The organism is Amycolatopsis sp. QT-25, assembly GCF_029369745.1.
Taxonomy (GTDB): Bacteria; Actinomycetota; Actinomycetes; order Mycobacteriales; family Pseudonocardiaceae; genus Amycolatopsis.
Genome location: NZ_CP120210.1, coordinates 1,273,465 through 1,287,859, shown reverse-complemented (window position 1 = coordinate 1,287,859; position 14,395 = coordinate 1,273,465). Strand labels below are relative to the sequence as shown.

Genomic DNA, 14,395 nt, shown 5'->3' with positions numbered 1-14,395 from the left:
CTCGCGTGCCTTTATGGACGGCACACGTGACGGGAGAGACGACACGCGTGCCGTCCATCGGCGACTCCCGAAACCGTCAGCCGGGCAGCACCGACCGCACCGCTTCCGGGGTGCGTCCCACCACGGTCGTGCCGTCGTCGGCGGTGATGATCGGCCGCTGGATCAGCTTCGGATGGGTGACCAGTGCGTCGATCCACCGGTCACGGTCGGCGGGAGTGCGACCCCAGGTCTTCAGCTCGAGTTCCTTCGCGACCGGTTCGGCGGTGCGGGTGACGTCCCACGGTTCGAGCCCGAGCCGCTTGAGGACGGCCTTCAGTTCCTTCGCCGTTGGCGGCTCTTCGAGGTACTTCCGCACGGTGTACTCGGCTCCCGCGTCGTCGAGCATCGACACCGCCGAACGGCACTTCGAGCATGCCGGGTTCACCCAGATCTCCATCCGAGACCGCCTCCCTCCGAAAAGTGCTCGGCCGGTGAGCACTTTGCTTCCGATGATGGGCACAGACGTTACGGCGAAAGGAACCCCGTCATGAACGAGACCATCATCAGTGCCGCCGACCCGGCCGAGTGGCGTGCGTGGCTGGCCGAGAACGCCGCGACCGGGAAGGAGGTCTGGCTGATCATCCGGCACCGGGGCAGCGGCGTCCCCGGCGTCCGGATCGAAGAGGCGATGGAGCAGGCCCTGTGCTTCGGCTGGATCGACGGGCTGCACCGCAAGCACGACGCCACGAGTTCGCGGCTGCGGTTCACCCCGCGCGGTCCCCGGATTTCGTGGAGCCGGGTCAACCGCGAGCGGGCCGCGCGGTTGATCGCCGAGGGGCGGATGACCGAACGCGGTCAGGCGATGATCGACCTGGCCAAGACAGAGGGCCGCTGGCAGGTCGTGCCGGACGGCGACGGCGTCCCGGAAGACCTGCGTACCCGGCTCGAAGCCGACGAGGCGGCCCGCACCCATTTCGCGCGGTTCCCGCCGTCGTCCCGAAGGCTGATCCTGGAATGGATCCTGACCGCGAAAAAACCGGAAACCCGTGAACGGCGGATCGCCAGGACCGTCGAGCTCGCCGCCGTGAACCTGCGCGCGAATCACCCGGTCCGGTGACTCAGTTCGGTTCGCGCCGGGCGACGAGAAGGGCGATGTCGTCCTGCGCGGGCGTCGTACCGACGAGGGCGGCCATCACCCGCGCGCACACCACCCCTGGTTGATCGGGGGTGATCACGTCGGCGAGCCGCCGCAGGCCGACGTCGATCAGGTGATCCCTGCGCTCCACGAGACCGTCGGTGTAGAAGGCGAGCACGCCACCGGGCGGCAGCTCGAGCTCCGCTGTCCGCCGCCGCGGGCCGGTGACCCCGATCGGCGGATCGACCGGGACATCGACGAACGCCGAAGGCTTGCCGGGGGCCGCGAGCACGGGAGGCAGATGTCCGGCCAGCGAGACCGCGAACCTGTCCCGCGTAGCCGACACAAGTCCGTACACGACGGTGGCCAGCGCTCCCGGCTCGAAGTGCTGGACCTTCCGGTCCAGTTTGGACAGCACTTCCGCCGGATCGCTCGATTCGAGCGCGTAGGCGCGAAGCGCGCTGCGCAGCCGCCCCATGATCACGGCGGCGTTGAGACCGTGCCCGGCGACGTCGCCCATCACGATGCCGAGGCGGTCGCCCGGCAGCGAGAACAGGTCGTACCAGTCACCACCGACCCCCGGCTCGGCACCCGGCACGTACCGCGCGGCGAACCTCAGCCCGGAAACGGCGGGCAACCGCGCCGGCAGCAGACTCCGCTGGAGCGCGGCCGCGGCCGCCCGGTCGGAGGTGGAGTTCTCGATCTGCAACGCCAGCGCCAGCCGCCCGGCCACCAGCCGCAGCAGTTCGGTGTCGGCCTCGTCGAAATCGCGTGGCGTCACGGAACCGACGTGCAGCACGCCGATCAGCTCGTCCTCGGCCAGCATCGGCACGCCCAGCATGGCGCGCAGCCCGCGTTCCCACAGGAGCGCGTTGACCACGGTGGTCTCGTCGACGTGGTCGAGGATCACCGGACGCCGTTCCCCGGCCACCCGGCCGGCGAAGCCCGCACCGACGGGGACCCGGACGTCTTGATAGACCTCCTCCTCGATACCCGACGCGGCGACGGCGTGCAGCATCTGCGCCTCCGGATCGTGCCGGAGCACGGTGGCCGTGTCGACGCCGAGGACCTCGCGGACCCGCGCGAGGAGGGTGGCCATCACCTTTTCCTGGTCGAGATGACCCAGGGTCGTGTCGGTGATGGCTTCGAGCACCTGGAGACGATCGTCGGTCGTCGGGGTCCCGGACATGCGGGGAAGCCTAACCAGTCCGATGCCGCGGTGTCGCCCAGCCCGCCGCCAGTTCGTCCAGGTCATCCTTCAGTACGACACTCGGTGGAATGGCGTCGCGCGGGACGCGGCAGGCGAGCGCCGTGCCGAGCCCGGCCATCCGGATGACGGTGTCGATCAGCGCCTCCGGCTCTTCCGGCCACTGGAACCCCGGCTGCGCGATGAGCAAGCTCACACAGCCGTGCATCGCCGACCAGAGACCCATCGCCAGGACCTCCGGTTCGCCGCGGAGGATCCCGGCCCGCACGCAGGCGGCGGTCGCGTCGGCGAGGTACCGGAAGCAGGCGACCGCGCCGGGGGACGAGCCGCCGGACGGCCGCATCAGGAGTACCCGGTACTGCACCGGATGGTCGAGGGCGAACCGGGCGTACACGCGAGCGCACCGGCCGAGCGCCCGCATGGGGTCGGCGACCTCGGCGGCGTGCGCGCGCATCCGGTGCCCGAGTTCGTCCCAGACCCGGAGGCAGACGGCCTCGAGCAAGGCGTCACGGCTCGGGAAGTGCGCGTAGACCGAGGGGGTGGAGACGCCGGTCCGGCGGGCGACGGCGCGCAGGGTCAGCGCCTCGTCGGTCCCCGCTTCGCCGAGCAGGTCGTCGGCGGCGGACAGGATCTCGCCCCGCAGCTTCTCCCCTTCGCCCGGCCGCGCCTTCGTCCGCTTCGCGCCCATGCCGTGATGCTGCCAGCTTCGACTTGACACCGTCAACTTGACGGTGTCAGCTTGAGTCATGGCGCACTTCCGGACCGCGACCGCCCCGCACCGCCGGGGCGAAGACCCGGTGTTCGACACCGAACTCGATCCACAATGGACGATCGGGACGAAGCTGCACGGCGGCTACCTGCTCGCCGTGCTCGCCAGGGCCGCCGCCGAGGTTTCCTCGCATCCGCATCTCACCGCGATCAGCGGCTCGTTCTCGGTGGCGCCCGAGCCCGGTCCGGCGGTCGTCGAAGTCGAGGTGCTGCGCGAGGGCCGCGGCCTCACCCAGTTGCGCGCGCGGCTGAGTCAGCACGGCGTGCCCTGCACCGAAGCCCTGATCACCCAGGGCGTCCTGACCGACGGCGACGCGTGGTGGTCCGGAGTGGACCCGGTGCGGATGCCACCCGAGCAGGACTGCCTGCCCGTGCCCGCCGACGGCGGTGGCGGGTTCCGCATCGGCCTGATGGACGTCGTCGAGCAGCGGATCGACCCCGCCTCGGCGGGCTTCGCGGTGGGACAGCCGTCCCGAAAGGGCGTCATCTCGTCCTGGCTACGGCTCGCCGACGGCACCGACTGGGATCCGGTGAGCCTGCTCGTGGCGCTCGACCCGGTGCCCCCGATCTCCTACGACCTCGGCATCGCGGGCTGGGCGCCGACCGTCCAGTTCACCGCGTACCTGCGCGGACTCCCGGCCTCCGGTCCGGTGCGGGTGCGGATGCGCGCGGGGGAGATCGGCGGCGACCGGATGGACGAGGTCGCGGAGCTCTGGGACGAAAAGAACAGGGTGATCGGGCAGGCGACGCAAATCGCCGCCGTACGCGTCCCCTGAACCACCCGAATGCAGGACCATGACGCGACGCCGGGAGTTAAGATCCGGCGTCGACGTCATTGTTCTGGGGGCAGAACCATGGAAGTGGAACCACGCCGCGCGGGCGAGAACGACTCCGAGGGCTCCCATCCCGACGGAGCCGAGATCACCCGGCTCTGCCGGACCCTGGTGCCGCTGGCGGCGGCGGGCAAACACGCCGAGGCCGCGTCGACCTATCGATGGGTGACCAGGGCCTCGGCCGGGGCGCCGCTCCGCTACGGCGACCACGCCCTGCGGCTGGAGTTCTGCGCCCTCACCGGCAACGAGCACACCGGTCTCGATCTTCTGTCGCTTTTGGACGGCGTCGGCGACCATTCCGACGCCGTCGGCAGGCTCGAGTTCTTCGCCTCGGCGGCACTGCTCACCCGCCGGTTGACGGAAACCGGATACGGCGGGATCCGGTTCGTTCTCAACGGCCCGTATGACGGCCTTTCCTTGAGCAGGCTGAACGTTCGGATGCGAGCCGCAGCGTTCGTCGAAGCGGAGGAACTCGACGGACGCGAGCACACCGGTTGCTTCACCGCGCACGCCGAAGAGAAAATGGCCGCGAAACCGGTCGCGGACTTCGTCCCGCTCCTGCCTTCCGCGCTCCCCAGGGTCCCGATCCTGCCCCCGCCGGACCTGTCCGCGGAGGAACTGTTGGTCCGGGCGGAAATCCACAACCACCGGTGCGAACCGGAAGAAGCACGCGCCTGTCTCGCCGTGATCGAGGACGCCCCGGACGAGCTCGTCCCACGGCTGACCGAACTGCGTGCGATCTTCTCGCAAGGCGACGACACCGAAGACCGGCTGCGCGACGCGGCCGCCGGATTCCGGCGCCGGGGCGAGGGAATCCGCTTCCTGCTCAACCAATGCTGGCTCGGCCTGTGGCTCGTCTTCGACGATCAGGCCGAGACCGGGGTCGCGCTGACGACGGTGGCCGCGGCGCGGTTGCGCGCCGGGACGGACGAGCGCGCCGCCTGCTGGGGTGAATACTGGCTGGCACACGTACTTTCCGGACAGGGTCGCACCGCCGAGGCGTACGAAGCCTCCCGACGGGGAGCGGAGCGGGCTCGGGAAACGGGCGATCCCTTGCTCCACGGCACCCTTCTGTGCCTCGAAGCGTCACTGCGGAACGGTGACGGCGAGGATCCGGTGACCACGCTGGAACTCGCGCGGGCGGCGACGGACGCCTTCATCGTCGGAAACGCCGGCGAAAAGGCCGTCGAAGCCGTCGAACAGATCCGGATCGCCTACGAGCGGACAGGATCGCTCGACGAGCTGGACGTCTTCGTGGAGGACCTGCTCTCGGCACTGCCCGTCGGCGGCCCGGAACGGTTGCGCGGACATCTCCGCCACCTTCGGGCGCTGTCCCTGGTCGGCACCGGCCGGTTCGCCGACGCCGTCGACGACGCGTACGCGGCCCTCGGTGCCGCCGCGTCGAAAGGCAAGGACACCGCGGAGCACTGGTACGTCCTCGTCACCGCGCTGCACGGCGCCGGGCGCTTCGACGAGGTGCTCGACGTCGCACCCCGCGCCCTCTCGCTGCTCGCCGGGTCACCGGACCGCGACCACCGCTGCCGGTGGATGTACGCCGACAGCTACCGCGCGCTCGGCGAATCTTCCCGCGCCTTCGACGAATACGCCGTCCTCGCCGAAATCCTCGAGGCGTCGGGCGACACCGGGCACTCCTACATCTCGGTGAGCATGGCCGCCGCCGAACAACTGGACCTGCTCGGCTACGGCGCGAACGCCGCCGACTTCTACGCGCGGGCGGCCGACGCGGCGGCGGCGATCGGCGGCGGCTACGTGGCCGCCACCTGCCGTAACGCCGCGACGCTTTCCCGGCTGCGGTCCGGCGACCTCGCCGCGGCGCTGACCGCGCTCGACGCCGCGGAAAACGCCGTGCACGCCGTGCAAACCGAGGCCGCGCCGGCCAGGGACCAGCTCGTCGCGCAGCTCGACCACGTCGCCGCCCACGTGCTGAACGCCGCGGGCCGGATCCGGGAAGCCGCCCGCCGCGCGGTGCGCGCCGCCGAAACGTTCCACCGGATAGGCGAAGCGGAGTCCGCCCGCGACGTCGACCTGCTGCTCGAACGGATACTCCTCGGCGAACAAAAGTGACATCCCGCCGCCGCACCCCCGCGGGACAGGGGCGGCCGGTCATGCCGCTTCGGCACCGGTGGCCGCCTTCGAGCGCCTTGCCACCCATCGCGCCGAGGAGAAAGATGCCCGGCATGTCCGGAGGAACCAGCGTCACCCGCGGCCTGCCCCTCGGCTCGATCGCGGTGTGGGTCGTGCGCGCCGCGCTCGCGGCCGAGTTCCTCTACAGCGGCTACCTGCTGTTCGCGGGTGGCCACACCGAACAGACCTTCGCCGAGATCGGACTCGGGCAGTGGCTCCGGTACGTCACCGGCGTACTGGAGGTCGGCGGCGCGATCGGACTGCTCGTCCCCCGCTTCGGCGGGCCGGCGGCGTTGCTGCTGGCGGGTGTCATGGTGGGCGCGAGCGTCACGGAACTGTTCCTCCTCGCCGACGGCGGCCCGGTCCTCCCGCTGATCCTGCTGATCGTCTCCGCGACGCTGGCGTGGTTCCTGCAGGAGCAGATCCGCGCGCTCTTCGGCATCGAGCCTCCCGCCGACGACGAGAACCACCGCTGACCACTGCTCGGCGAACGCGAGGGCCATCCTCCTCCGAACGGCCCAAGGGGCTCCCGCCGAATGCACCGCTCATCGGGACGGTCAACGAAAAACCGCATGTCAGCGCGCCTGGCGAGCACCTGACGAGGACGGCGAAAACCGATCACCAGTGTGATCATGCGCTCACTCAAGGTGAAACATTGCGGCTCGTTTACAACGAACCGGCCACCCGCTTGACAGTCGGAGTGGTACGTACCACGCTGCCCGCATTGGTCTACACCATTTTGTGTGAGCCCGGCATCGTGGTCGGGCATCGAAAGGACGGCACGAGTGAAGCGCTGGCTCAAGATGACTGCGGGCGCCGCGGCCATCACCCTCGCGACGGCGGGCTGCGCCGGTTCCGGCAGTGGCGACAGCACGAATTCGAGCGCTCCGGCCTCGAACGGCACGCTCACGGTCTGGCTCATGACCGGGACCGCCCCGGAAACCCTGACGAACTCGCTCCACAAGGAATTCGAAGACGCGCACCCCGGCGTCAAGATCAAGTACGAGATCCAGCAGTGGAACGGCATCCAGCAGAAGCTGACCACCTCGCTGGCCAGTGACAACCCGCCGGACGTGATCGAACTGGGCAACACCCAGACCCCCGCGTTCGCCAACCAGAACGTGCTCGCCGATCTGAGCTCGAACGTCGCCGACTTCAACGGCGCCCAGTGGCTCCAGGGCCTCAAGGCTTCGGGCGAGTACGACGGCAAGACCTACGGTGTCCCGTTCTACGCGGCCAACCGTGAGGTCATCTACCGCAAGGACATGTTCGAGCAGGCCGGGATCACCGCGACGCCGAAGACGCGTGCGGAGTGGCTCGACGCGATCACCAAGCTCAAGGCCAAGTTCGGCAGTGACCCCGACTTCCAGGCCGTCTACCACCCCGGCCAGAACTGGTACGAGCTGCTGTCCTACATCTGGGACGAGGGCGGCGACATCGCGCAGGCCAACGGGAAGTCCTTCAAGTCCACTCTGGACTCCCCGCAGGCCAAGGCCGGGCTCGAGTTCTACAAGCAGCTCACCGAAGCCTCGGGCACCAAGGCGCCGAAGGACGCCGACGAGGCCACCCCGCAGCAGGCCGGTATCTACGGCGCGGGCAAGGTCGCGATGATGATCGGTGTCCCCGGCGAGGCCGACACCGCCGCCAAGACCGACCCGTCGATCAAGGAGAAGTCGGGCGCCTTCCCGATCCCCGGCAAGACCGCAGGCAAGTCGGCCCCGGTCTTCCTCGGCGGCTCGAACCTGGTCGTCCCGGCCAACAGCAAGAACGCGGCCGCGGCCAAGGACTACATCAAGCTGTTCTCCACGCCGAAGTACCAGACCGAGCTGGCCAAGGCCGGTTACGTCCCCGGTACCTCGACCGACGTGTCCGCGCTCGACGCGAACCCGCTGACCAAGGTCATGGCCGAGGCGTCCAAGAACGGCCGCGCCGTGCCGGCCAGCCCCAAGTGGGGTGACGTCGAATCGGGCCAGAACCCGATCAAGGACATGCTGACCGCGTACCTGACCGGAACGAAATCGCTCGACCAGGCGACCGCCGACGCCAACGCAGCGCTCGACAAGCTCATCGGCGGATGACCACGACCGAAGATGTGACGACGCCGGCGGGGTCCTCCCCGCCGGCTTCGCCGCGCATCAAGCCGCCGAAGTCCAATCGGCGCCTCCGTCTCGGCGAACGGACGGCGCCGTATCTGCTGCTTCTTCCCGCGCTGGTCGCGATCCTGGTTCTGCTGGGCTGGCCGACACTGCAGCTGATCGGGATCAGTTTCCGCAAGCTCGACCTCCGTGAGCTGGTCTCCGGAGAAATGGTCTGGGTCGGGTTCGAGAACTTCTCCGAGATCCTTTCCGACCCCGAATTCTGGGAGATCACCGTCCGCACGCTGGTGTTCACCGCCGCGGTCGTGCTCACCACCCTGCTGCTCGCGTTGTTCATGGCGCTGCTGATGCGGCATCTCAATCCGGTCGTCCGGGTGATCCTGCAGGTCGCGCTGATCCTCGCGTGGGCGACCCCGGTACTCGCGACGACCACGGTCTTCCAGTGGATCTTCGATCAGCAATACGGGATCCTGAACAAGACGCTCGCGAAACTCGGCTTCGACGGGTTCATCGGGCATTCCTGGTTCTCCACCGGGCCGAGCACGCTGACCGTCATCGGCCTCCTGGTCGTCTGGCAGGCCGTGCCGTTCGTGGCGTTCACCCTGTACGCCGGGCTGCTCGGCGTCCCGAAGGAGCAGTACGAGGCCGCGGGCATCGACGGCGCGAACGCCTGGCAGGCGTTCTGGGCGGTCAGCTGGCCCGCCATCCGGCCGATCCTGACCATGGTCACGTTCCTGTCGGTCCTGTGGGACTTCAAGCTGTTCGCCCAGGTGTGGGCGATCCGCCAGGGCGGACCGGACGGCGCCAGCACGACTCTGCCGGTCTACATGTACCTCAAGGGCCTCGCGGGCAACCACTTCGGCCTGGCGGCGACCGCCGCCCTGCTGATGATGCTCGTACTGATCCTGCTCACCGCCCGGTACGTGCAGCTGCTGGTGCGCACGAAGGAGGCCGATCTGTCATGAAGAAGTCCCTGATCCAGCGGATCGGCCTCGGCACCTTCGGGGTGATCGTGGCCATCCTGTTCGTCTTCCCGACGTACTGGATGATCACGTCCTCGCTGAAGACGCCGGGCGAGGTCCTGTCACCGAACTACGACCTGATCCCGCTGTCGGTGACGTTCGAAAACTTCGTCACGGCGCTGACGAAACCGGGGTTCACCACCTACCTCGCCAACAGCCTGATCGTCACGATCGGCGCGGTGCTGTGCTCGCTCGTCGCGGGTGTGCTGGCCGCGGTCACCCTGTCCCGGATGCGGTTCCGCGGGCGCAAGGGTTTCCTGTTGCTGGTGCTGGTCGCGCAGCTCGCGCCGTTCGAGGCGCTGCTGATCCCGATGTACCTGCTGATGCGGGACGCCGGGCTGCTCAACCAGCTGCCGTCGCTGCTGCTGGTGTACTTCGCGGCGACGCTGCCCTTCACGTGCTGGATGCTCTACGGCTTCGTCAACGGCATCCCGTACGACCTCGAAGAGGCCGCGATGATCGACGGGTGCAGCCGGGCGGGCGCGTTCCGCCGGGTGACGCTGCCGCTGCTCGCACCGGGTCTGGTGACCACGTCGGTGTTCAGCTTCATCACCGCGTGGAACGAGTTCCTGTTCGCGTTCGTGTTCATGCGCGACCAGGGCAAGCAGACGCTGCCGGTGTGGCTTTCGTCGTTCCGGACGGCGTTTTCCGTGGACTGGGGCGGCATCATGGCGGCGTCGGTGATCTACGCCGTACCCGCGCTGGTGTTCTTCATCCTCGTCCAGCGCAAGCTCGTGTCCAACCTGACCGCAGGCGCAGTGAAGGGATAAGCGTTGTCCTCACCGGAAAAGCTGGCCGAATCCGTTCTCGTATCGGGCTTCGACGGCACGACGGCGCCGGATTGGCTGCGGCGCAAGGTCGCCGACGGCCTCGGCGGCGCGATCCTGTTCGGCCGCAACGTGGTCGACGACGAGCAGGTGGCCGCCCTCAGCGCGCAGTTGCGGGCGGAACGGCCCGACGTGCTCATCGGCATCGACGAGGAGGGCGGTGACGTCACCCGGCTCGACGTCGCCACCGGCTCGTTCGTCCCGGGACCGCTCGCACTCGGCGCCGCGGACGACGTCGAGCTGACGGCCTCGGTCGCCGCGGCGCTCGGTGAGCGGCTGGCCGCCTGCGGGGTGACGATCAACTTCGCCCCGTGCGCGGATCTGACCCTGGCGGCGGAGGATCCCTCGATCGGGGTCCGGGCGTTCGGTTCGGATCCGGTGAAGGCCTCGCCGCATGTGGCGGCGTACATCACCGGCCTGCAGAAGTACGGCGTCGCCGCGTCGGCCAAGCATTTCCCCGGGCACGGGGCGGCGACCGACGATTCGCATCACGCGCTGCCGGTGCTGCCCCGGACCGAGGCGGAACTGCACGAGCTCGAACTCGTCCCGTTCAAGGCGGCGATCGCGGCGGGCGTGCGCGCGGTGATGACCGGGCACCTCGTCGTGCCCGCGTGGGGCGACCTGCCCGCGACGCTCAACCCGAAGGCGCTCACCGGCGTGCTGCGCGGTGAGCTCGGCTTCACCGGCGCGGTGATCACCGACGCGCTCGACATGGGGGCGATCGCGGGCGAACTCGGCAAGACCGAGGGGGTCGGCCGGGCGGCGGTGCGGGCGCTGATCGCCGGTGCCGACGCGCTCTGCCTGGGTGGCGTGTCGTTCGAAGAGGACGAGCTGAACCGGATCGCGGCGGTCATCGCGGCGGCGGTCGAGGTCGGTGAGCTGCCGCTGGAGCGGCTGGCCGAGGCCGCGGAGCGGGTCGCCGCGCTCGGCGCTCCCCCGGTGTCGACACCGATCTCACCGGTCGACCACCGGCTCGGCCTGGAGGCGGCGCGCAAGGCGTTGCGGATCCAGGGCTCGCCGAAGCTGGCCGGGCCGCCGCTGGTGATCGACATCGAGACCGAGCCGATCGTCGCGGCGGGCCCGATGCCGTGGGGACTCGGTTCGCCGCTGACCGAACTCGTGCCCGGCACGCGCGCGCTCAAGGTCACCGGGGACGAGATCGCGACCGCGATCGACGCCGTCCACGGCGCCCGCGACCTCGTGATCGTGACGCGCGAGGCGCACCGGCACCCCGAGGTCCGCGAGTTCCTGAGCTGGCTCCGGGAGGCAGGCGTGGACTACATCCGGGTCGAGACCGGCGTGCCGGGGCCGGACACCGGCGCCGGGCCGCGGATCGACACGTTCAGCGGCTCCTACGTCAGCCTCCGCGCCGCCGCGGAATACCTGGCCTGACGCCGCCCCTTACGCAATTCGGCACCTGGTTGCGATCCTGGCACGCGCAAGGACCGCAGGCAGGTGCCGAATTGCGTTATTCGATTGCGGCACCGGGGCGGAGGTGCTGTAGTCGGGAAGATCGATTCCCGGCGTAGGAGATGATCGGCTTGGTTTCACGGCTCGGAGTCAGGATTCCGCGCGAACTGCCCGCCACCCGGCTGAAGGACCTGGCCCGGCGAGCGGAGCAGGAGGGATTGGACGAGGTCTGGATCGTCGAGGACTGCTTCTACGCGGGCGGGATCGCGACGGCGTCGGCGGTGCTGGCGGCGACCGAGAAGATCACCCTCGGCATCGGCATCATGCCCGCCGTGGCCAGGAACCCGGCCATCGCGGCGATGGAGATCGCGGCGCTGGCGGAGCTGTACCCGGGGCGCCTGATCGTCGGATTCGGGCACGGCGTGCCGAGCTGGATGCGGCAGATCGACGCGTGGCCGAAGTCGGCGCTGGCCGCCTTCGAGGAGACGCTGACGGTCATCCGTCGGCTGCTCGCGGGTGAGCGGGTTTCCTTCGAGGGCAAGCATGTCCGGCTGGACGAGGTCGAGCTGGAGTTCCCGCCCGCGCTGCCGCCGAAGCTCATCGCCGGTGTCCGGGGCCCGAAGTCGCTCGCGGCGGCGGGCCGGGTGGCCGACGGGACGCTGCTCGCCGAACCGGCGACCCCGGAGTACGTCCGCGCGACGCGGGACCTCGTCGGCGTCGAAGGCCATTCGATGGCCGTCTACAACTGGCTGGCACTCGACGCCGATCCCGATCGGGCGCGTGAGCGCGCCCGGGCCGACGTCGCTTCCGCGATCGGGCCGAACTCGGGACCGGCGCTGGAACCGCTGGACTTCGGCGCCGAACTGCTGGCCGAGGTCAAGGCCGCTACCGACCGGGAGGACCTGGCCCGGCGGTTGCGTCCGGAGTGGATCGACAGGCTGAGCATCAGCGGACCGCTCGACCGTTGTGTCGAACAGATCCGCGCGCTGTACGCGGCCGGGACCGAATCCGTCGTCCTGCTCCCCCTGCTCGGCGAGCCCGAGGAGGAGTCCTTCGCCGCGGCCGGCCGAATCGCCGCGGCCCTGCGCGGCTGACCCCCACCGCGTTCAATCCCCTGATCACGGTGCTTCGAGTGCTTTGAGTGGCTTGAGTACCCTGACGACGGCGACCATGTCCTCTTCGCCGAAACCGAGCCGCGCGGTCTCGGCGTAGAGGGCACGGGACGCCTCGATCAGCGGCAACGCGAGGCCCGCTTCCGCGGCGGCCGCCGCGATCAGCTCGACGTTGGCCAGGACGTTCGCGATCGAAGCCTGCGGCGCGAAATCCTCCTCGACGAGTTTGGGCGCCTTCACCCGCAGGATCGGGCTGGCCAGCTGCCCGGCGCCGAGGACCCCGGCGAGCAGACCCGGTTCGAGCCCGTGCGCACGGGCGAAGTGGAAGGCTTCGGCCAGCCCGGTCACGACGGCGGTCAAGTGCACGTTGACCGCCAGCTTCATCAGCAGCCCGTTCGGCACCGGCCCGCAGCGCACGGTTTCCCGGCACATCGGCCCGAGCAGCTCCCGGATTTCGTCGATCGCGCCGGGATCCCCCGCGAGCATGGCCACCAGCTCGCCCGCCTCCGCCGGGATCCGCGAGCCGGAGACCGGCGCTTCCACGTACTTCGCCCCGGCCGCGACGAGGTCGGACTCGAGGCCGCGAGAATGCTCCGGCGCCGTCGTCCCCAGGTGGACGATCGTGCGGCCCGCCACCCGCCCGGCGAACGCGGGCCGTCCGCGATCGAGCACGGCGTCGACGGCGTCCGCGTCCTTCAGCATCAGGAACACGACTTCGCACCGTGCGAAGAGTTCAGCCACGTCGTCGACGGCCTCGGCCACTTCTTCCGCCTTGCCCGGGGTGCGATTCCACACGAGCAACGGGATCCCGGCCCGCGCCAGGTTCAGCGCCATCGGCGCGCCCATACTGCCCAACCCGGCGAAACCGACTCGCGAAGTACTCATGGCCCCACTGTGCGGCCTGACCGGGCGCGGACGCGGCCGTTGCGACGTTCCTGCCGGAAATCGCGAGGAATGCCCCACTCGGCCGTGAAGCGGCAGGCGGGCCCGGGGACACTCACCGCCACCACGGCCGCTTCGTCTTCCCGCTCAAGGAAGCTCGCTCAGAAGGGGTGCTCCATCCACACGTTCGCCTCCACGTACACCCCGCAGTCCCGCTCGACGTTCGCGTGCACCGGCGCGATCCCGCCGGGGATCACGTTGTCGCCGTCGGCGAGTTCGACACCGGTCCACTCGTGCCAGTCCGCGATCGAACCCGAGATGGTCACGGCGAACGGGCACACCTTGAGCATCCGCGCGCCGAGCCGTTCGTGAGTGCGCAGCCAGCGGTCGGCGAACAGCCCGTCCTCGCGGCGCCGGACGGCGTAGGACTCCATCGGGACGTCCGGTTCGTCCTCCTTGCCGATCGGGCGCACGGACACGATCAACCGGTTCAGCCCCGTCTCGGCCGCGCGCGCCTTGAGCGCCTCGAGCATCGGCGCGGACAGTCCGGTCCCGCGCATTCGCGGCGCCACGACGACTTCGAGCGCGCACAGGGTGTCCGGGGCCCGGCCGTCCATGAGGTCCTGCGCGGCCCACTGGATCGCCTCGTCCCAGCCGTGCGCCGGCAGCTCCCGGCGGTCTTCGGCGGGATAGGTCAGCGGGACCGACAGCGCCCGCGCGATCGGTTCGCCGTCGTCGTCGAGCGCGATCAGGAAGTACCGGGCCCAATGGCGCAGGAACCGTTCCGGCGTGATCATCTTCCCGCTGGCCCCGGCGTAGATGAACTCACCGCCGACGTCACCGAGGTTCAGCGCGGGATCGAGGAGATCGGGACGGGACGCAAGATCGACGATTCGCATGCCGTCAGTCAACCGAGCCGATCATCTCCCTCGATAGCTGCTTCCGGGCGATGCCACGAACAGGCGAGGTGTACACGGTT

General features: G+C 69.7%; 14 protein-coding genes. 9 read left to right on the top strand and 5 right to left on the bottom strand.

Translation table 11 applies throughout. The annotated features are described in order from the left end of the window. Positions 1-76: 76 nt before the first annotated feature. Entirely contained in the window at positions 77-436 is a 360-nt protein-coding gene (locus P3102_RS06335; RefSeq protein WP_276367313.1) for an arsenate reductase family protein, read from the bottom strand. Between the two features lie 90 nt (positions 437-526). Between P3102_RS06335 and P3102_RS06330 the strand changes: the two genes are divergently transcribed. Further along, on the top strand, positions 527-1,096 hold the full coding sequence (locus P3102_RS06330; protein ID WP_276367311.1) for a YdeI/OmpD-associated family protein: 570 nt from the start codon (positions 527-529) through the stop codon (positions 1,094-1,096). Position 1,097: 1 nt separating this feature from the next. Here the strand turns inward: P3102_RS06330 and P3102_RS06325 are convergent, their stop codons facing one another. After that, positions 1,098-2,303, bottom strand: coding sequence for a GAF domain-containing SpoIIE family protein phosphatase (locus P3102_RS06325; protein ID WP_276367309.1), 1,206 nt, complete (start codon positions 2,301-2,303; stop codon positions 1,098-1,100). A 10-nt stretch (positions 2,304-2,313) separates the two neighbouring features. Beyond that, positions 2,314-3,009: a TetR/AcrR family transcriptional regulator gene (locus tag P3102_RS06320; protein WP_276367308.1), complete on the bottom strand. Its 696-nt coding sequence runs from the start codon at positions 3,007-3,009 to the stop codon at positions 2,314-2,316. Between the two features lie 58 nt (positions 3,010-3,067). Here P3102_RS06320 and P3102_RS06315 point away from each other — a divergent pair, with 58 nt between their 5' ends. The 8 genes from P3102_RS06315 (at position 3,068) to P3102_RS06280 (ending at position 12,516) form a co-directional block, all read left to right on the top strand. Continuing rightward, positions 3,068-3,865, top strand: coding sequence for a thioesterase family protein (locus P3102_RS06315; RefSeq protein WP_276367306.1), 798 nt, complete (start codon positions 3,068-3,070; stop codon positions 3,863-3,865). A 78-nt stretch (positions 3,866-3,943) separates the two neighbouring features. After that, entirely contained in the window at positions 3,944-6,007 is a 2,064-nt protein-coding gene (locus P3102_RS06310; RefSeq protein WP_276367305.1) for a hypothetical protein, read from the top strand. Positions 6,008-6,120: 113 nt separating this feature from the next. Then, positions 6,121-6,543, top strand: coding sequence for a DoxX family protein (locus tag P3102_RS06305; protein WP_276367303.1), 423 nt, complete (start codon positions 6,121-6,123; stop codon positions 6,541-6,543). Between the two features lie 309 nt (positions 6,544-6,852). Then, positions 6,853-8,145, top strand: coding sequence for an extracellular solute-binding protein (locus tag P3102_RS06300; RefSeq protein ID WP_276367302.1), 1,293 nt, complete (start codon positions 6,853-6,855; stop codon positions 8,143-8,145). Next, positions 8,142-9,128, top strand: coding sequence for a sugar ABC transporter permease (locus P3102_RS06295; RefSeq protein ID WP_276367300.1), 987 nt, complete (start codon positions 8,142-8,144; stop codon positions 9,126-9,128). The genes P3102_RS06300 and P3102_RS06295 overlap by 4 nt, the downstream gene beginning before the upstream one ends. Further along, a complete protein-coding gene (locus P3102_RS06290; protein ID WP_276367299.1) occupies positions 9,125-9,955 on the top strand; it encodes a carbohydrate ABC transporter permease in 831 nt (276 codons plus the stop codon). The genes P3102_RS06295 and P3102_RS06290 overlap by 4 nt, the downstream gene beginning before the upstream one ends. A 3-nt stretch (positions 9,956-9,958) precedes the next feature. Next, a complete protein-coding gene (locus P3102_RS06285; protein WP_276367297.1) occupies positions 9,959-11,404 on the top strand; it encodes a glycoside hydrolase family 3 protein in 1,446 nt (481 codons plus the stop codon). Between the two features lie 149 nt (positions 11,405-11,553). Next, on the top strand, positions 11,554-12,516 hold the full coding sequence (locus tag P3102_RS06280) for an LLM class flavin-dependent oxidoreductase (RefSeq protein ID WP_276371010.1): 963 nt from the start codon (positions 11,554-11,556) through the stop codon (positions 12,514-12,516). A 24-nt stretch (positions 12,517-12,540) separates the two neighbouring features. Here P3102_RS06280 and P3102_RS06275 read toward each other — a convergent pair whose 3' ends face one another. Beyond that, positions 12,541-13,419, bottom strand: a complete 879-nt coding sequence (locus P3102_RS06275) for an NAD(P)-dependent oxidoreductase (RefSeq protein WP_276367296.1) — start codon at positions 13,417-13,419, stop codon at positions 12,541-12,543. A 158-nt stretch (positions 13,420-13,577) separates the two neighbouring features. After that, the gene (locus tag P3102_RS06270) at positions 13,578-14,315 is read right to left on the bottom strand and encodes a Long-chain-fatty-acid--CoA ligase (RefSeq protein ID WP_276367294.1); all 738 of its coding nucleotides are present in this window, start codon (positions 14,313-14,315) and stop codon (positions 13,578-13,580) included. Between the last annotated feature and the right edge of the window lie 80 nt (positions 14,316-14,395).